This window comes from Robertmurraya siralis (assembly GCF_005502275.1).
Taxonomy (GTDB): domain Bacteria; phylum Bacillota; class Bacilli; order Bacillales; family Cytobacillaceae; genus Robertmurraya; species Robertmurraya siralis.
Genome location: NZ_SWLZ01000033.1, coordinates 25,038 through 43,550 on the forward strand (window position 1 = coordinate 25,038; position 18,513 = coordinate 43,550).

Here is an 18,513-nt window from a genome sequence, read left to right on the forward strand (position 1 = left end):
GCATTAAATGATATAGAAATAGGAGAGCTAATCTCGAAAAAAACAAAGGGGGAAAAGAATGAAGAAACGTAAAGGTATTTGGGCGTTAGTATTGATGTTGTTACTTTCATTGGCGTTAGTTGGGTGTAATAGCAGTTCAACTAGCAATGAGGGAGAGCCAGACGATAGCACTGATGATAATGGTACAGAAGAAACGGCAGCTGGTGGTCAGCTTGTATTTGGCCGTGGCGGAGATTCTACTTCTCTTGACCCAGCAGCAACAACAGAAGGTGAAGCTTTCAAGGTTACGGTTAACCTCTATGAAACTCTTATTAATTTTGGAGAGCAAGATACGGAAATTCATCCAGGACTTGCAACAGAGTGGAGTACGAGTGAAGATGGTTTAACGCACACACTTAAGCTCCGTGAAGGCGTCAAATTCCACGATGGAACAGACTTCAATGCTGATGCTGTAGTGTATAACTTCGAGCGTTGGAAAGGTGGAGACAAGGAACAATTTTATTATTACAATTCACAATTTGGCGATAAAATCGATTCTGTAACAGCGGTAGATGAGTATACAGTTGAATTTAAATTAAATACACCAATCGCACCGTTCTACAAAAACTTAGCCATGTCACCATTTGGAATAGCAAGTCCGACTGCCATTGAGGAGCATGGTGATAATTTCTTTAAAAACCCGGTTGGTACAGGTCCATTCAAATTTAAAGAGTGGAGAGAAAATGATCGCATCACGATTGTGAAAAATGAAGATTATTGGCAAGAAGGGCTTCCTAAGCTGGATGAAGTTATTTTCCGCGTAATTCCTGAAAACTCTGCTCGATTAAACGCCTTAGCGACAGGAGAAGTCGATTTAATTGACGGTGTTAACTTCAGTGATAAAGAAACGATCGAGTCCAATCCAGAGCTTCAAGTCTTTGAGCGACCATCGTTAAACATCGGTTACTTAGGTTTAACTTCTACTAGGAAACCATTGGATAATAAACTTGTCCGTCAAGCGTTAAATCATGCTGTTAATAAGCAAGAGATCATTGATGCATTCTATGCAGGTGCTGCAGATCCTGCCATTAATCCAATGCCTCCTGTAGTGGCTGGTTATAATCCTGAGGTAGAGGATTATGAGTATGATCCAGAGAAGGCCAAGGAATTATTGGCTGAAGCTGGATACCCAGATGGCTTTGAAATGGAGCTTTGGGCAATGCCTGTTCCGAGACCATATATGCCTGAAGGACAAAAAGTCGCGGAAGCACTTCAAAAAATGTTTGAGGAAATCGGAGTTAAAGCAAAAATTGTCACTTATGAATGGGGTACTTACTTAGAGAAGGCCAATGCTGGTGAGGCGGACACATTCTTACTAGGTTGGACCGGCGATAATGGGGATGCGGATAACTTCTTATACGTATTGTTAGACGAAGATTCCATTGGCTCAAACAACTATTCGTATTACAAAAACGATGAAGTCCATGAGCTCTTACTAAAGGCACAAGCTAGCTCTGATCAAGCTGAACGAGATGAGCTCTATAAACAAGCACAAGTGATTATCAAGGATGACGCACCGTGGATTCCTTTAGTACACTCTACACCGTTATTAGCTGGAAGTGCTAATATTTCTAATTTCTTAGCTCATCCAACTGGTTCCGATCTATTGTCATCTGTCGAAATCAAAAATTAAGGTTGAGGGAAAGGGAGTGCATATGGGTAGCTCCCTTTTCTTTTTCCGATATTTCACATGCAAGTGAGGTGCAATCATGCTTTCCTATACGATAAAACGGCTTTTGTCGCTCATTCCAGTTTTACTCGGTCTTACTTTAATTGTTTTTTTCATGATTCGAGCTATTCCTGGTAACCCAGCGCAAATTATTTTAGGACAATTAGCAACAGAGGAGGCAGTTGCAGAATTAACGAAGCAGCTCGGATTAGATCAACCTTGGTATACCCAATTCTTTCTTTATTTAGGGGGTTTATTTTCAGGAGATTTAGGACAATCATTAAGAACGAAGTCACCGATTAATGAAGAGATTTGGCCATTTTTAGCCGCCACTGCAGAGCTAGCTCTTTGTGCGATGCTGATTGCAATTGTGATCGGGGTGAATGCGGGAATTATCAGTGCTTGGTTTCAAAACTCATGGTTTGATTATGTAGCAATGATTCTAGCTTTAGTTGGAGTATCGATGCCGATATTTTGGTTAGGATTGATGGAGCAGTGGATTTTTGCGATAAATTTAGAGTGGCTTCCGACTTCTGGCAGAGAAAATGTAAGAGCCCCGATAGACGCGATAACAAATTTTTATATTATTGATACGATTATTCAAGGGCGATTTGACCAATTATGGATTGTGATTAAGCATTTAATTTTACCAAGTGCTGCTCTTGCTACCATACCGATGGCGATTATTGCCCGTATTACCCGTTCAACAATGCTTGAAGTGATGAAATCTGATTTTATCCGGACGGCGCGAGCAAAAGGGTTAAGAATGTTTTGGGTGGTGTACAAGCATTCCTTAAAAAATGCTGTTATTCCTGTATTGACAATTATTGGTTTGCAAACGGGGCTGCTTTTGGGGGGAGCGATATTAACAGAAACGATTTTTAGCTGGCCGGGCATTGGACGCTATATTTATGAAGCGATTAACTACAGAGATTATCCTGTTATCCAATCGGGAATTTTAGTTATCGCGGTCATTTTCGTTTTGATAAATTTAATCGTTGACCTGTTGTATGCGGTCATTGATCCAAGAATTAAATACAATTAGTGAGGGGGAGAGAAATTGGAGCTTTCAACAAATAATCAACTCCAGAGACCATTAGAACCGGTTGAAGAAAAAGCAGTCTCCCCTTGGCTAGAAGCGTGGAGAAGCTTTCGTAAAAATAAATTAGCAGTGCTTGGAACATTGATTGTATTATTTTTTATTTTATTAGCGATTTTTGCACCACTTATTGCACCTCAAGGAATTAATGAGCAAAATTTTGAAAAACGCCTGTTAGCGCCTTCAAGTGAACATTGGTTTGGCACGGATGATTTTGGCCGCGATATTTTTTCTAGGGTGGTACACGGGGCAAGAATTTCCCTCTGGGTCGGCTTTTTAGCGGTAACAGGCTCTATTGTAGTCGGCTGCTTATTAGGGATTTTGGCAGGTTATTATGGAAAATGGGTTGATACGATCATTTCCCGTTTCTTTGATATTTTGTTGGCATTTCCAAGTATTTTGCTTGCGATCGCCATTGTTGCCGTCTTAGGCCCATCGTTGAAAAATGCACTGATTGCGATTGCGATCATTAATATTCCTAACTTTGGCCGTCTCATTCGCTCTCGGGTCTTAAGTGTCAAGCAAGAGGAATATATTTTAGCAGCTAAGGCTGTTGGAATGAAAAATAGTCGCATTCTATTCCATCATGTGATGCCAAATAGTATTGCGCCGATTATCGTTCAAGGAACATTAGCGATTGCAACAGCGATCATTGAAGCTGCCGCTTTAGGGTTTCTTGGATTGGGGGCTGAAGCACCAAATCCAGAATGGGGAAAGATGCTCACTGATTCCAGAGCATTTCTTGTACAGGCCCCATGGACTATGATTTTTCCTGGTTTGGCGATCATGCTCACTGTTCTTGGCTTTAACTTAATGGGAGATGGACTGAGAGACGCACTGGATCCAAAAATGAAAAATTAACCAAAAAAAGCAGCTGAAAGATCAGCTGCTTTATTCTTGGATAGTTTCCTCCATATTAAGCTCGTTTTCCTTTGTATGATATGATTTAAAGCTCGTTACCAGCACGTCTAAATGATTTAAATGCTCATCATATTCGATGATAAAGGAAATTAACTGCATAATATGAAAGAAGGTCACTTCATTTTCATAATCAATTTCTTTTTGCTTTGCGATAAAGAGGCTAAATAGTTCTTGGCGATTTAGGCACAGCTTATCTTCCTCGATAGATTTCTCCCGTTTGACCTTGCCAATAAACTTCAGCATGATTTGCTCATGCCGTTCAATTAAGAAATCGAGCTGGTGCTGAATCTCTAAATGGAAGTCATCAGGCAAGTGAATCACGTCATTTTCAAAGCGATGCAACCTTTTCAGGATTTCAATTGCTTTTTTCGTCGTGGAAATCATTTGCCGATAAATCACGAGCTTTCTCGCCTTCGTTGCTGTGTTTTTCTTAAAATAACTTCTTTCTTCTTTGTACATTAGATAAAGCTGATTAACCTTTAATAAATCATCTTTGATTTTTTCAATATCTTTTTTTAAAAAGGTATGTTCTGATGCATGCCGAGTATTCATGCGAATCCATCTTGTTGCTTCTTCTGTCAAACTGGCAATCCGAAAATAAAGCTTCTTCTCATATTTTGGAGGCAAGAAGACAAGATTAACAATAAATGCTGATAAAATCCCTAGTAAAATGGTTAAAAAGCGAATGAGAGCAAACTCAATAAATTCATCACCAGGACTTTCCATTATCGCAATTAATGTGACAAGGGATAGGCTGATGGTATTAGAAATATTTAATTTTAGATTTATCGTGATCACAATGATGGCAGCAAGCCCGATCACAGCAACATTATTCCCTAAAGTGACAACAAACAAAACTGCAACAATTGCTCCGATGATATTCCCCTGTACCTGCTCAATAATAGATAAATAGGAGCGATAAATGGTCGGCTGAACAGCAAAGATCGCCGCTATCCCAGCAAATATTGGGGAAGGTAACCGAAATAGCTCAGACAGTAAGAGGGCAAGAACAATTGCAATTCCCGTCTTTAAAATGCGGGCACCAAGCTTCATAAGTAGATTTTTCCTTTCTTTTCAACAAAAATAACACTTCTCATGATATGAGATGTGTATACATACTTTAAACTATTTCATTTTATTTCTCAATAGACAAAAATTTATATTATGTGAAGAGTATATGAATTAGGGATGAGCTTATGCATATATGAGTGGTTGAGTGGAGTAAAATTATTATAAAGGAAAGATTCTGAGTCAAGGAGAAGCGGCGAATGTCGTTTTGGAGATAAAGGATTTTATTCGATTAAAGCAGCGCAGATATAAAGGGATAGATAGAAGTGAAAGTGCCTTTGGACAAGCAAACGAGGTAAAGAGAGCGGGGGAGTCCAAATAGAGAGTGCAATGGGACAACAAGCGAGGCGAAGGAGGAGCACAGTCCGAATCAAAAATGCAATCTGAAAAATCAGATAGAAAAGAAGAAGCTGTGAAGAAAACAGCTGGAATTCGACTGACAAAATAAAGCTTTAAATCGTCGTTAAGCGAACAAAACAAGGACGGGAGCTGTAAATTTACACAAACTAAAAAAACGCCCGCACAAAAGCGGGCGCCTAACATCATTCAGTTGAAACAGATGGATCTGCTTGTTCTTTTACTGGTACTACTTGAACGAAATGTTCTTCAGGGTCTTGAAGGAGAAGGGTTAGTTTGTTTGCTTCTTCGTCTTGACCTTGAGCTTTAAGCATATCAATGTACTGGCTAAGAAGTTCAACGACATCAGAAACACCTTTTTCAGATAAAGCTGATACGGTTACTTTCGCCCCTTTGGCGATCCTTCTTTGGATGGCTTCCTTCGTTAAACCCAGCTCAGGCTGATGTCTTAAGTAGACGACACCGCCGGTCATACCAGCACAAATCCATGGACCTGGATCGCCCAGCACTAAGCCGCGACCATTGGTCATGTATTCAAAGGCAAAACCTTTAATGTTCGCTCTTGAACCGATATTGCCATTTTCTTTTGCCGGGATGGCATTCTTTACTTGGCCACCGATAATCATATCAGCGCCAGATAAGCGAATACCTGCGCGTGCATCGGCATTGCCCTGAGCAACGAGCAAGCCTTGCTGCGCTCCATAACCGAAGCCTTTTCCGACCGAACCGTTGTAATATTGTCCGTTTTTCCCCTTTGATTTAAAGATGAGGATTTGGCCGCCAAAGGATGTCTTACCAGTTCCGTCTTGGGAACCACCTGATACTTCAATTTTAATGCCTTCACTGTTGTATGCTCCGAGTCCATTACCTGGAATGGAACCGTTCTTGTACTTGAGCTCAACAGCAGGAAGAGCTTTATAGGAGCCATCTAAACGGCCGCGAACACGGTGGCAAGAAACGCGGCTTCCCAATACGCGCTGCTCCGATGTAATGCTATGATATTCGCGAGATTGCTGGAGCTCGCCAACATTGCTATCTAAAAACTCTGCGCCGACTGCCATTTGAAGCTGGGCGGCTTCCGTTGCGGCAGCTGCTTCTTTTTGCCCAAATTGCCCAATATCAAGTGTTTTTAACAAGTAAGTTAAATCTAATTGCTCAGTGCCTTTCGCTTGTTGCAGAAGGTCGGAGCGACCGACGATGTCCTGAAGATTTTTAAAGCCTAATGACGCTGTGAGCTCCTTTAGCTCATTTCCAAAAGCAGTGAAAAGGTTGATAATTCCTTGAACAGCCAGGTCAAACTGTCTTGGAACAAATCTTCTTAAACCATGATCCTTCGCCTGCGCTTCAGATTCGATTTGTGTAGCAATTCCAACATGACAAGTATCTAAGTGACAGCCGCGGCAAGTTGTACAGCCGATGGCAATCATTGATAAAGTACCGAATCCGACACGATTAGCTCCAAGAAGCATGACTTTAATGACATCTTTGGCGCTCTTAATACCGCCATCTGCCCAAAGCTCTACTTGGTCACGGATTCCAGCTTCCAACAAGGCATTATGAGCTGCTTTAACACCGATTTCAACTGGAAGACCGACGTATTGAAGAGCGTGGATTCTTGCAGCACCAGTACCACCATCGAATCCGCTTAATGTGATAATATCGGCGCCGGCTTTGGCAATTCCAACAGCAATTGTGCCGATGTTTGGAACGACCGGAACTTTGACAGAAACTTTCGCCTTGTCGTTTGCGGTTTTAAGCTCATGAATCATTTGTGCTAAATCTTCAATCGAGTAGATATCATGGTTGTTAGACGGTGATATCAAATCAGAACCTATTGTCGCATTTCTAGCTTCGGCAATTTTTTCTGTTACCTTTGAGCCAGGTAAATGTCCACCTTCACCAGGTTTTGCTCCTTGCCCAATTTTAATTTCAAGGAGGTTTGAAGAGTTTAGTAGCTCAGCATTGACACCAAAACGACCTGAGGCAACTTGCTGACCGCGCGTTTTTGGATATTTGCCAAGCATATCCTTGATTTCCCCACCTTCACCGTTAAGGCTTACCATATTTAATCGGTCTGCACCTTCAGCATAAGCACGGAAGGCAATTTCATTCTGAGATCCGAAAGACATAGAGGAAATCACAAATGGTAAACTATGCTCGCCGACACTAATGTCAACATCACTTGCAGAAATATCTGAAGCAGAAGTTTTCAAATCTGTTAAATGACGGATCGTTGTTGGATTCTGTTCTTCCTGCTCGCTGATTTTTTCCTTATATGCGCTGTAGTCACCAGTTGATGCCACATCACCGATAGCTTTCCAAATACGAGGGAAGAGGTTGAATGACTTTCCAACACGCTCTTTTTCGTTTTGATAATCTGCCGCTCTTTCAAGGGCATCATTTTTCATGGTCTCAAAATTATAGGCGAGGTCACGAGAACCGAAAAAGTTAACGATGTTAAGGACGTCAGCAACTTCTTCATTTAAACCAATTGCCGAAAATAATCTTCCATAGCCTCGAAGCTCATGAATACCGATCGTAGAGATGACTTTTTCCAAACCTTTCGTAAGGGCAGAGTAAAGATTAACGATAGGCTTAATAGACTCATCAAACACGGTCATAAACATATAGTAAGGACTGATTAAGTCAGATCCTAATCCGAAGGCAACAATAATATCGTGTAAAGAGCGAATCGAAGCAGAGCGTAATAGAATGGAGCAATTTCTTCGCAGTTCCTCTTTCACAAGTGCTTGATCGACGGCTGATGTAACAAGATGTGGATCAAGCCATAATGAATCATTTATATGAGCCCGACTGTCGTCAAGCACAATTAGTGTTTTGCCATCCTTTACCGCAGCTACAGCTTCTGCTTGAAGGCGAGTTAATGCCGCCTCAACCGTTTCATCCTTATGCATGGTCATAGATAAGTAGGAAATGAGATTTCCCCTTTGGAATAAAGCTGCTACTTGATCATAGCTAGGTTGATTTAATTCCAATGAACATTCGTAGCCAGCCGCACCTTCAATAAGCAATGGCGAAGGCAATTCTACAAGTGTACCTGGCAATTTTTTTGCAAAAAGGGAAGGCCGCTCGCCAATAATCGTTCTTGTTGAAAAATGCTCAGATTCCCGATCTCGGTCAATTGCGGGGTTCGTTACAACAGCTACACTTTCTTTAATAAAATCAGCGACGTTTTTACGATTCGGATTGATTGCTGCTAATGGTGAATCATGTCCGAGTGAACGAATCGGTTCGACACCTTTTTCAGCCATTTGTTCAATCAGTTGAATATGATCCCTTTCCCAGCCGAATGCTTTATATTGACCGTTATGAATCTTCGTTGGATAGGTTACGCTCACGGTTTTTTCAAGTTTTGGAACAGAAAGGCGCTTTCTTGCATCAGTGATGTTCGCTCTTGTTGAAAATCTCTCGTAAACAGTAGCTTGATATTGATCGTGTTCATAGACTTTTAATACATCGCCATCCCACTTCAGTCCAACCTTTTCCCCTGGTGCAAGCGGCTTTGGTTCATTTACATATTCACTTGAAGGAATAATTCCTGGCTCAGATGAGAACAGATAGGAGCTTTCTGTCTCAAGCATCCAAAGCGGGCGCAAACCTAATGCATCGACACTGAAGACAGCTTCGTCACCAAAGCGGGAGATAATGCCTGCCGGACCTTGGGCGAAATGTCCCCATGCTTCACGCATGTAACTATATAAATCTTGAAGATGCTTTGGATATGCTTTAATCTCGTTAATAATTGGTGGAAAAAGTAAATCCAATGCTTCAAATAAAGAGTAGCCGTCACGACAAATAAGCGTCTCAATCGTTCTACTTAAATCTTGTGAATCACTGCCATCCTTAACAAGAGGAACACCGATCATTTTCGCTTCATCACGAAGTTTGGCAATGGTATTAATTTCACCGTTGTGACCAAGAACACTAAAAGGTTGAACACGGTTAAAGCTGGACAATGTGTTCGTAGAGTAGCGATTATGCCCTAATGTCATTGTTGAAGCAACGAGTGGGTTTGCTAGATCGCTGTAATATTTTGGCAAAATATCACCGGCGCCCATTACTTTATAAACGGCATGATATTGACTTAATGAAGCAACATGGATGTTATCGTCCTTTTCTATTTCTACAGTTAGCTCAAATAATTTTTTTGAAAGCTCTTTGCCGGTTACATTACTCTTGAGAGCTACCTGCCAAAATACAGGATTTTCTTGGATTGCAATGGGTCCTAAAGCGGAAGAATTACTTTCTTCAGTTGACTCAAATAAAATTTCCAATTGAGCGTTTTCCAGTTTTGAAATCAATGCTTTTTTTAGAGCTTGCGGCTGTTCTTTTCTATTAATAAAGATATGACCGACTACAAATCCAGCTTGGTCAACAACTTCTGTGTTTTGACCAGCCTTTTCTAATTTTTCTTTCCAAAGTGTGCGTGGAATGTCGATGTGAATTCCTACCCCATCACCTTCGCCATTAATGAAACCAGCACGGTGATTCATTGTCACGAGGGCATTAATGCAATTAAATATATTTTCACGGGTAGGGGTATTGTTTTTTTCCATTGAGGCCACAATTCCGCAAGCATCATGTTCTTGGCGGTAAAATTCATTAAATTGTGAGGGGCTCCATTGTTGATTTGTCATAACTTAGGCTTTAAATAGGCTCTGCCTTAAAGCCGTTCACCTCCTAAAATTTCATAAGTAGATTGACGATCTGGACAAGCGCAGCGATTGGCATCTTATGTATGCGACATACGTTTCACCAATCTGGAAAATATCAGTCAATCCATTGGCTTTAATATTGTGGAAAATTGAAGGTAGCTTCCCTATCATTCTAGAATAATAGAAGATAAAGTCGGCTTTATAGCAAACTATTGGGGAAGAGCTCGAAAGATGAAACTCTCTCTTAATTATTGTGAGATTATTTGACAAAAAATAACCACACTTAAAGAAGCCAAATAGTAATACCAGTGTATCATAAGAATTTTCAGAAATCAATTATTTATACATAATCATGGATATGTTTTTTGAAATAAATGGGAAGAAATTACCACAAAACCTTATAATGTAACCGTTTACAATGAATGTGATCTATAAAAAAGGAGCCTTATTGGGCTCCTTGATGCATAAAATATGAATATTTATGCTCGTTTTTTAAGCGTTAGCAGACAGTTCCTGAAAAGCTTGATCGACAGCATGGAGGGTGGCTTCAATATCTTCTGTCGTATGAGCGATCGTGACAAACCATGCTTCATACTTGGATGGTGCAAGATTAATGCCTTGCTGAAGCATGAGCTTAAAGAACTTGGCAAACATTTCACCGTCTGTGTTTTCGGCTTGCTCATAGTTTTCAACTTTCACATCTGTGAAATAAACTGTTAGAGCCCCTTTTAGGCGATTTATTGTTATCGGAATTCGGTGTTCTCGTGCTGATTTTGTGATACCCTCTTCAAGCATGGCACCAAGCTTGTCCAAATAATCGTAAACCCCGTCTTGTTTTAAAACTTCTAGGCAAGCGATGCCAGATAAGATCGAGGCGGGGTTTCCAGCCATAGTTCCTGCTTGGTAGGCTGGACCAAGGGGAGCCACACTTTCCATTATTTCTTTCTTTCCGCCATAGGCACCGATTGGAAGTCCGCCGCCAATAATTTTTCCCATCGCTGTTAAATCAGGCTGAATTCCCAACATATCCTGTGCTCCTCCGTACATAAAGCGGAAAGCAGTAATCACTTCATCGTAAATCACAAGGGCCCCGGCTTTATGGGCAAGGTCATTCACTTGTTGTAAAAATCCATCTTTCGGCTCGACAATGCCGAAGTTGCCAACAATTGGCTCAACGAGAACCCCAGCAATTTGGTCGCCCCATTTATTCAATGCTTCTTTAAATGGTTCGATATCATTGAAAGGAACGGTTATTACTTCTTGTGCAATGCTTTGCGGGACACCAGCAGAATCTGGTGTGCCTAGTGTAGAAGGGCCCGAACCTGCTGCGACAAGAACAAGATCGGAATGTCCATGATAGCATCCAGCGAATTTAATGATTTTATCCCTGCCTGTATAGGCGCGAGCAACACGGATTGTGGTCATAACCGCTTCGGTGCCAGAATTAACAAAACGAACTTTCTCAAGATTAGGCATTGCTTCACGAAGCATTTTGGCAAACTTGACTTCGTGTGGTGTGGGTGTTCCATATAACACTCCAGTTTCGGCTGCTCTTTTAATCGCTTCTGTTATATGTGGATGAGCATGACCTGTTATGATTGGACCGTATGCAGCTAAATAGTCGATATATTGATTGCCGTCGACATCCCAAAAATAGGCACCGCTTGCCCGTTCCATTGCGATTGGAGACCCGCCGCCAACCGCTTTGTAGGAGCGGGAAGGGCTATTAACTCCACCTACTATGTATTCCAACGCTTCCTCATGAAGACGTTCTGAATTTGTAAACTTCATAAAAATCCTCCTAATCCTTTCATTAAAACTACCTAATATATTTTAGCACTTGTGTTGCTAGTAATGGAAGCAAGCGAAAAAAACTGGTCGCCTTTTATCCTTTCCAGTTAGGAGTGAGATAGATAGCATTCGTTTCTGCCGTGAGCGCTAAAGGGGGAGTTTCCACGGTGAAATTTTTCATCGAAAAACTCCCCTTAAGGCAGACAGAGTGTTTGCCTTAAGGGGAGCACTTTTATTTAAAGTTTGCCTGCTAGGCAGTCTTCGAAAGTTTAAGCGAACAGCTTTGCTAAATCTTTTTCAATTTGGCTTGGCTCAGTTGTAGGAGCGTAGCGTTCAACGACTTGACCAGTTTGATCAACGAGAAATTTAGTGAAATTCCATTTAATATTCTTCGATAACACTCCTTTTTTCTCTTCTTTTAAAAATGTGAAAAGAGGGTCTGCATTTTCACCATTTACATCGATTTTTGCGAACATTGGGAAGGTAACACCATAATTTTTTTGGCAAAATTGGAGGGTTTCATCGATCTGAGCAAATTCCTGATTGTTAAATTGATCGCAAGGGAAGCCCAAAATCACGAAGCCTTGGTCGGCAAATTTATCGTATAGCTCTTGCAGCCCTTTAAACTGAGGAGTTAATCCGCATTTACTTGCCGTGTTTACAATGAGCAATACTTTGCCTGAGTAATCTTTTAACGACTTTTCTGTTCCGTCTGTCATTTTGACATGAAAATCATATACTGTTTTCATTTTAAACCTCCCGAAATTTCTTAATTTCATTTTAACACGAGCGCTCGACTTTTGCGTACAATTGGAAACGTTCAATAGAAGCAGTTTCCCTTCATTTGCAGTGTGTAGACAAGCTGTTCTATAAAACAGTGATTTGACGTATATATGAAAGAAACATGCTTTATTTTTGTAAAGGTAAAAGATTTTTGACTTAACTTGTGTGAAGCGGCGATTTTACTCGCCATTTAGTGATGATCGGTGCGTGAAGCAAATGGGGGAAACATCAATACCGACAGATAGTTAAATTCTTTGCAAGAAAAGAGGGGGTGGGCCGGTTGATCTTTTACATATCGATTTTGATCATTGTGATTTGTGTTGTGAGTAGTATCCGACTTCTGTTTACCCCCTATAAAATAAAGGGAAAAAGGGTGTCTCTTGAGAATTTTTTATTCCTTGGAGCTATCTATGCTACCGTTATGGTTAGCTTTGGACTTCTATATGTTTTGCTAGAACTACACGATTTTGCTGTCTTGGATGATGGTTATATTCCGGTAGCCAATCGTTTTTTAACTCGCTTAGAAACAGGCCTTTACTTTAGCGCGATTACATTATTTTCCGTGGGCTACGGCGATATTGCGCCGATCGGAGTGGGGAGAATTATTGCTGTTATCGAAGCGTTGATCGGCTATACGATTCCAGCTGCTTTTGTTGCCAGAACTGTGCTTGATCTAGATAAATAGTCTAATGCTTGTCTTTGCTCCGCGGATTCGTTACGCTAATGGTAATAATGAAACGGAGGGATAGCAATGTCTATTGAACAAGGTCAATTAGCACCAGATTTTCAATTACCTGCAAGTGATGGTAGTATGGTCAAACTTTCGGATTTAAGAGGAAAAAATGTTGTTTTATATTTTTACCCGAAGGATATGACGCCAGGTTGTACGACAGAGGCGTGTGATTTCCGCGATCACCATCAAAATTTTACTGACGTCGATGCGGTCATCTTAGGGGTAAGTCCTGATCCGATCGAACGGCATGAGAAATTTATTGAAAAGCATGGGCTTCCTTTTCTTCTGTTGGCAGATGAAGACCATGAAGTTGCCGAAAAATATGGAGTTTGGAAATTAAAAAAGAATTTTGGTAAAGAATATATGGGAATTGAGCGGTCCACTTTTATTATTAACAAAGAGGGAAAAATTGCTAAATTATGGTTGAAGGTTAAAGTTAAAGGACATGTGGAGGAAACATTACAATTTGTGGAAGAAAATCTATAAATAAGTTGTGGATCAGACCAAAGGATTCATAGTATGATTTCGATATAACGCATGCAGCGTTTGAATCATTTACTTAAATATTGGTCATGAATCCTCGGAAAGAGGATGTACTTGATTGGCTACCAAATAAGTTGGGGCCAATTTTTTTATTTTTTTTTTGAGAAAAATGAAGTAATAACCGTTTCAAATACGTCTAATAATTATGAGACTGGAAAAAAGATGTCATAGAAGATGTAGCCCAATAACAAAACTTAGTCAAAGTAGGTGATGGATTTTGACAGAAAAAGAGATTTATATACTTCTTACAGATACAGGCACTTGGTTTTCAAAAATGATTAAAATGTATACGAGGTTTCCGTATAATCATGTTTCCATTGCCTTAGATCAAGGATTACAAAATATTTACAGTTTTGGGCGAAAAGTTTATACCAATCCGTTTTCAGGTGGCTTCGTGAAAGAACGTATGGATCAAGGTGTGTTTTTTCATAAAAAAGAAACGAAATGTGTGCTCTATAAATTAACAGTCAATGAAGAGCAATTTAATGAGATTATCCAAATAATTTATCAATTTGAACGGTTCTCAGCAAATTATCGATACAATTTATTGGGGATTTTCGCGATTGCCCTTAATATGAAATTAAAACGAGATAATGCCTTTACCTGCTCACAATTTGTCGCAACCGTTTTGGGAATGAGTGGTTTGAAGCTGATGAAAAAAAGTCCTGAACTCATGAGACCGGATGATTTTGCTCTTATTCCAACATTAGAATTAATATATGAAGGAAAACTTCATGAATATCAAAATTATATTCAACCAGCTCCTTTCCCAGTAAGAAATGTTATCGGTGTTTAATGAACTTATATCTTTATCATTTAATTTCAGGCTGCTTCCTTTGGGGCGGCTTTTCTTAAGTATAGGTGAATAAATTTGTGCGGAACAGGGCAAGCAGTTCCTTGAGAGAAAGTCAGGATATGCCATTTATAACGTAAAGAGTTGCTCGTAAAATTTATTTTTACAGCCTGTGCGGGTGTCCACGCATCTATTGAAGTGCTGAATATGATTGTATTAGGGCATACCTCCTCAGACAAATGTTTTATTTGACAGGTCACTTCGTTGACCTGCTTTTTTTGTATATTTATTGACCATGATATTGTTAAAAAAGATTATAATAGAAGAAAAAAGAGGAGAGTGATCGAGTGAAGGTAGTATCATCTATTTTACCTGCTGAATCGATTCAAAAAATGATCCGTGCCAAGTTTCCAAACGTTCAATTTGAATTTTATAAAGGGATGAAACATGCTCAAACGAGCTTTCAAGATGCAGAAATCTTCATTACTTATGGCGAAGACTTGACTGAAGAGGATATTAAGAAGGCTCAGAATTTAAAATGGATTATGGTCATGTCTGCAGGTCTTGATAAAATGCCGCTGACAGCTTGCCGTAAGAAGGGGATTATCGTCACGAATGCACGTGGAGTACATAAAATTCCAATGGCTGAATATACGCTTGGAATGATGCTCCAATATGTAAAACAAGCTAGAGTATTGTGGCGCAATGAACAAGAAGAAAAGTGGGAGCGCCGCGTTCCGATGGAAGAGCTGTGTGGAAAAACGATTCTTATTTTAGGAGTAGGTGCGATTGGCGGAGAAATTGCCCGTCTTGCTAAAGCATTCAGAATGAATACAATCGGTGTAAATCGAACAGGGACTCCGGTTGAATTCGTAGATGAATTGTGTAAATTAGATGACATTTCTACAGTAGTTGGGAAAGCGGACTTTGTCGTTTCAGTATTGCCAAGTACACCGGAAACCACTCAGTTGCTAACATATGAGCACTTTAAGCTGATGAAAGATACGTCTGTTTTTATCAATATTGGACGTGGTGATTTGGTTGCAGAAGATATTCTTTTTGATGTTATGAAGAATAAAGAGATCGCCCATTTATTTTTAGATGTATTTGCAGTCGAACCTTTGCCAGAGGGGCATCCGTTTTGGCAAATGGACCAAGTAACCGTTACACCACATCTTTCGAGCCTGACAAAGAATTATTTGCCAAGATCATTTGAAATATTTGAACAAAACTTACATACATATAATAATAAAGGTAAAAACATGATCAATCAGATTGATTTAACGCGAGGGTATTAGTAGATATATTGACAAATAGGGAACTTTACGAGTACACTAATTATAAATATTATAAAGTAAGAATTTATACTAGAAAAGAGGTGCATGGCGGTGTCACATAGTGAATTAAAAGAAGCACTTGATACCTTAAAAGGAACTGGGGTTAGAATAACTCCACAACGTCATGCGATACTTGAGTATTTAATAAACTCAATGTCACATCCTACAGCTGATGATATTTATAAAGCATTGGAAGGCAAGTTTCCAAATATGAGTGTGGCAACAGTTTACAACAATCTAAGAGTATTTCGTGAGGTTGGTCTTGTGAAAGAATTAACCTATGGGGATGCATCTAGCCGCTTTGATTTTATTACAACTAATCATTATCATGTTATTTGTGAAGCTTGTGGGAAAATTGTCGACTTCCATTATCCAGGGTTGGATGAGGTTGAACATCTTGCTTCACACGTAACGGGCTTCAAGGTCAGTCATCATCGGATGGAAGTATACGGTACCTGTCCTGACTGTTTAGCCAAAGATGCTCATTAACTGATAGTACTTGCTATCAGTTATTTTTTTGTTCATTTCGTGCCAAATTCAAATTATAGAGCGCACGCATAACAAAAATGAAAAAAACTCGGCAAGTTCGCCGAGTTGGCAGTGGACTATGTAAAGCTGATGAATTAGCGATCATAGCTTGTTATCCTTCTCCGATACCTATTAGCTCTTACCGGAGATCTTCATTTTTTAGGAGTCTGCTTTTTTACTGTTATATTTCTCATTAAATTCTAAGCCTTCAAGGTTAGGATCAAGAGTGAGCGGTTCATTGCAATGCATACATATGTCGACGCGACCTAATATTTTTGTTGGTTTTTCACAATTTGGGCATTTAACTTGAACGGTTTTCGTTGAAAGCATGCCAATCCAAAAATAAACAACTGTACTTGCAATAATAGACAGCAAACCTAAAAACATAAAAATAGACATTAAGATTACAGACTGCCTGAAAAATATCCCGAGATACATGATGAAAAATCCGACAAAAATCAAGCTGAGCGCAAACGTGCGGATTTTATTTATTTTACTTGAATATTTAGCCATTATTGTACCCTCCTAAGACTTAACTATATCACATTAATGAGGGTGAAATAAATGGTTAACAAGCGTTGGTGTCGAAGTTTGTCTAGAAAATTAGCAGGAGATCGTTTAGAATTGTCGAAGATATAGGCTAACAATATAATGGGGGAATGATGATGGAAGACATTCTTCGTCCGATTTATCAGGAAAGGGCAAGTGACCCGAATACTCTTGGAGTATTAACAATAGAAAAAATCCAATATTCAATACCAACAACCGATACGTTTGATACGATTCTTTTAATGGTTGTTAAAGAGGCAGAACAGCCTATATTTGTAAAGCACTATTCTTATGAAGGTAAAAAAGCCGCGCTTTATATAGTTACTGAAAAAAAGCTCAATAATTGGATACTATTAGGTTCTAATAAGAGAATATTTGATTGGCTCTATAATGGTAAAATTGTTTTTGACCGAAATGAATATGTTGCAAAATTAAAAGAAGAGATGAAGGAATTTCCGTTCTATGGACGAAAAATCAAAATGGGCTTGGAGTTTGCTAAGCTCATTCGTAGATACATGGATGGGAAAGCATTTTTTGAAAACCACCATTATTTGGATGCGTATAATCATGTCATTCACTCTTTGCACCATTTGGCAAGATTATCGATTATTGAAAATGGATTCCATCCTGAAGTAACAGTTTGGAATCAAGTGAAACAAATGGAGCCTGAGATTTACAAACTTTATGTGGAATTAGTGAATAGTGATGAAACGATGGAAAAACGCTTGGAGCTTCTCTTTCTTGCAAGTGAGTTTCTCATTCATTCACGTACAAAAGTCGGTATTAATCATTTATTAGAGGTTCTGGGTGAACGGGAATTTTGGACTTTTAACGATATGATTCGTCACGAAGAGTTAGTGGAGTATTCAGTTGATTTATCCATTTTACTCGAGTATTTGATTGAAAGAGGGTATATTGACGTTAAAAATGTGGAAACAAAAGGACAGGGTGTTTTTCATCGTTGTTACTTTGTAGCCAAAAAATTATCTTAAAAAAATATAAAAAAGGGTTGCTTTCTTTTAAAATACTTGTTATATTAATATCCGTCGCTGCGAAACGCATTGAAAAATGTTTTTCCTTTGACGGATTGCTTTTAAAAAAGATGTTGACATCAACATCACTACATGTTATATTAAGAAAGTCGCTTCTGAAGCGGCACTGTGATTGAACTTTTTGTTTTAATCATGATTGCACTTTGAAAACTAAACAAATCATACGTCAACAAATCATAGTGGAGGCACTCTTTATGAGAGCCGAAGCTAGCCAACGTTTATTATAAACATAAGAGCTAATCTTACTCTTTTTTGGAGAGTTTGATCCTGGCTCAGGACGAACGCTGGCGGCGTGCCTAATACATGCAAGTCGAGCGGATCGGAGGGAGCTTGCTCCCGATGATTAGCGGCGGACGGGTGAGTAACACGTGGGCAACCTGCCTATAAGACTGGGATAACTTCGGGAAACCGGAGCTAATACCGGATAATGCTTTTGAACACATGTTTGAAAGCTGAAAGATGGTTTCGGCTATCACTTATAGATGGGCCCGCGGCGCATTAGCTAGTTGGTGAGGTAACGGCTCACCAAGGCGACGATGCGTAGCCGACCTGAGAGGGTGATCGGCCACACTGGG

The 18,513-nt window shown here is 39.7% G+C and carries 15 protein-coding genes and 1 rRNA gene; 11 read left to right on the top strand and 5 right to left on the bottom strand.

Annotated features, from left to right (window positions below; translation table 11 throughout):
• Positions 1–58: 58 nt before the first annotated feature.
• The 3 genes from FCJ93_RS22995 to FCJ93_RS23005 all read left to right on the top strand — a co-directional run bounded on the left by FCJ93_RS22995 (position 59) and on the right by FCJ93_RS23005 (position 3,668).
• Entirely contained in the window at positions 59–1,672 is a 1,614-nt protein-coding gene (locus FCJ93_RS22995) for an ABC transporter substrate-binding protein (RefSeq protein WP_137744788.1), read from the top strand.
• 76 nt (positions 1,673–1,748) lie between these two features.
• Positions 1,749–2,753, top strand: a complete 1,005-nt coding sequence (locus FCJ93_RS23000; protein WP_137744789.1) for an ABC transporter permease — start codon at positions 1,749–1,751, stop codon at positions 2,751–2,753.
• 15 nt (positions 2,754–2,768) lie between these two features.
• The gene (locus FCJ93_RS23005; protein WP_095314058.1) at positions 2,769–3,668 is read left to right on the top strand and encodes an ABC transporter permease; all 900 of its coding nucleotides are present in this window, start codon (positions 2,769–2,771) and stop codon (positions 3,666–3,668) included.
• 30 nt (positions 3,669–3,698) lie between these two features.
• On the opposite strand, the gene FCJ93_RS23010 is transcribed toward FCJ93_RS23005, so the two are convergent.
• Positions 3,699–4,781 carry an FUSC family protein gene (locus tag FCJ93_RS23010; protein WP_137744790.1) on the bottom strand — a complete coding sequence of 361 codons (1,083 nt, stop codon included), beginning with the start codon at positions 4,779–4,781 and terminating at the stop codon, positions 3,699–3,701.
• 340 nt (positions 4,782–5,121) lie between these two features.
• Here FCJ93_RS23010 and FCJ93_RS25725 point away from each other — a divergent pair, with 340 nt between their 5' ends.
• On the top strand, positions 5,122–5,244 hold the full coding sequence (locus FCJ93_RS25725; protein WP_268951639.1) for a hypothetical protein: 123 nt from the start codon (positions 5,122–5,124) through the stop codon (positions 5,242–5,244).
• A gap of 94 nt (positions 5,245–5,338) precedes the next feature.
• On the opposite strand, the gene FCJ93_RS23015 is transcribed toward FCJ93_RS25725, so the two are convergent.
• The 3 genes from FCJ93_RS23015 to FCJ93_RS23025 all read right to left on the bottom strand — a co-directional run bounded on the left by FCJ93_RS23015 (position 5,339) and on the right by FCJ93_RS23025 (position 12,369).
• Positions 5,339–9,811, bottom strand: a complete 4,473-nt coding sequence (locus tag FCJ93_RS23015; RefSeq protein ID WP_137744791.1) for a glutamate synthase-related protein — start codon at positions 9,809–9,811, stop codon at positions 5,339–5,341.
• A gap of 510 nt (positions 9,812–10,321) precedes the next feature.
• Positions 10,322–11,620: a glutamate-1-semialdehyde 2,1-aminomutase gene (locus tag FCJ93_RS23020; RefSeq protein ID WP_137744792.1), complete on the bottom strand. Its 1,299-nt coding sequence runs from the start codon at positions 11,618–11,620 to the stop codon at positions 10,322–10,324.
• 269 nt (positions 11,621–11,889) lie between these two features.
• On the bottom strand, positions 11,890–12,369 hold the full coding sequence (locus FCJ93_RS23025; protein WP_095314046.1) for a glutathione peroxidase: 480 nt from the start codon (positions 12,367–12,369) through the stop codon (positions 11,890–11,892).
• A gap of 314 nt (positions 12,370–12,683) precedes the next feature.
• On the opposite strand from FCJ93_RS23025, the gene FCJ93_RS23030 reads away from it, so the two are divergent.
• The 5 genes from FCJ93_RS23030 to perR all read left to right on the top strand — a co-directional run bounded on the left by FCJ93_RS23030 (position 12,684) and on the right by perR (position 16,298).
• Positions 12,684–13,088, top strand: coding sequence for a potassium channel family protein (locus FCJ93_RS23030; RefSeq protein WP_095314043.1), 405 nt, complete (start codon positions 12,684–12,686; stop codon positions 13,086–13,088).
• Positions 13,089–13,154: 66 nt separating this feature from the next.
• Positions 13,155–13,622: a thioredoxin-dependent thiol peroxidase gene (bcp, locus tag FCJ93_RS23035; protein WP_095314041.1), complete on the top strand. Its 468-nt coding sequence runs from the start codon at positions 13,155–13,157 to the stop codon at positions 13,620–13,622.
• A 274-nt stretch (positions 13,623–13,896) separates the two neighbouring features.
• Positions 13,897–14,475, top strand: coding sequence for a hypothetical protein (locus tag FCJ93_RS23040; protein WP_095314039.1), 579 nt, complete (start codon positions 13,897–13,899; stop codon positions 14,473–14,475).
• A gap of 344 nt (positions 14,476–14,819) precedes the next feature.
• The gene (locus FCJ93_RS23045) at positions 14,820–15,770 is read left to right on the top strand and encodes a D-2-hydroxyacid dehydrogenase (protein WP_137744793.1); all 951 of its coding nucleotides are present in this window, start codon (positions 14,820–14,822) and stop codon (positions 15,768–15,770) included.
• Positions 15,771–15,860: 90 nt separating this feature from the next.
• Positions 15,861–16,298 (top strand): peroxide-responsive transcriptional repressor PerR, encoded by a 438-nt coding sequence (perR, locus tag FCJ93_RS23050; RefSeq protein WP_170211392.1) that lies wholly within the window; start codon positions 15,861–15,863, stop codon positions 16,296–16,298.
• Positions 16,299–16,496: 198 nt separating this feature from the next.
• On the opposite strand, the gene FCJ93_RS23055 is transcribed toward perR, so the two are convergent.
• Positions 16,497–16,850, bottom strand: coding sequence for a YgzB family protein (locus tag FCJ93_RS23055; RefSeq protein WP_095314033.1), 354 nt, complete (start codon positions 16,848–16,850; stop codon positions 16,497–16,499).
• A 152-nt stretch (positions 16,851–17,002) separates the two neighbouring features.
• Between FCJ93_RS23055 and FCJ93_RS23060 the strand changes: the two genes are divergently transcribed.
• Both FCJ93_RS23060 and FCJ93_RS23065 read left to right on the top strand, forming a co-directional pair.
• Positions 17,003–17,878 carry a nucleotidyltransferase-like protein gene (locus tag FCJ93_RS23060; protein ID WP_095314031.1) on the top strand — a complete coding sequence of 292 codons (876 nt, stop codon included), beginning with the start codon at positions 17,003–17,005 and terminating at the stop codon, positions 17,876–17,878.
• Between the two features lie 309 nt (positions 17,879–18,187).
• Positions 18,188–18,513: ribosomal RNA gene (locus tag FCJ93_RS23065) — 16S ribosomal RNA — on the top strand; the annotation flags it as partial.

Bases quoted from the DNA above. Each gene is read 5' to 3' on its own strand.
- FCJ93_RS22995 (WP_137744788.1), top strand. From the start codon at position 59: ATGAAGAAACGTAAAGGTATTTGGGCGTTAGTATTGATGTTGTTACTT.
- FCJ93_RS23000 (WP_137744789.1), top strand. From the start codon at position 1,749: ATGCTTTCCTATACGATAAAACGGCTTTTGTCGCTCATTCCAGTTTTA.
- FCJ93_RS23010 (WP_137744790.1), bottom strand. From the start codon at position 4,781: ATGAAGCTTGGTGCCCGCATTTTAAAGACGGGAATTGCAATTGTTCTT.
- FCJ93_RS23015 (WP_137744791.1), bottom strand. From the start codon at position 9,811: ATGACAAATCAACAATGGAGCCCCTCACAATTTAATGAATTTTACCGC.
- FCJ93_RS23020 (WP_137744792.1), bottom strand. From the start codon at position 11,620: ATGAAGTTTACAAATTCAGAACGTCTTCATGAGGAAGCGTTGGAATAC.
- FCJ93_RS23025 (WP_095314046.1), bottom strand. From the start codon at position 12,369: ATGAAAACAGTATATGATTTTCATGTCAAAATGACAGACGGAACAGAA.
- bcp (WP_095314041.1), top strand. From the start codon at position 13,155: ATGTCTATTGAACAAGGTCAATTAGCACCAGATTTTCAATTACCTGCA.
- FCJ93_RS23055 (WP_095314033.1), bottom strand. From the start codon at position 16,850: ATGGCTAAATATTCAAGTAAAATAAATAAAATCCGCACGTTTGCGCTC.
- FCJ93_RS23060 (WP_095314031.1), top strand. From the start codon at position 17,003: ATGGAAGACATTCTTCGTCCGATTTATCAGGAAAGGGCAAGTGACCCG.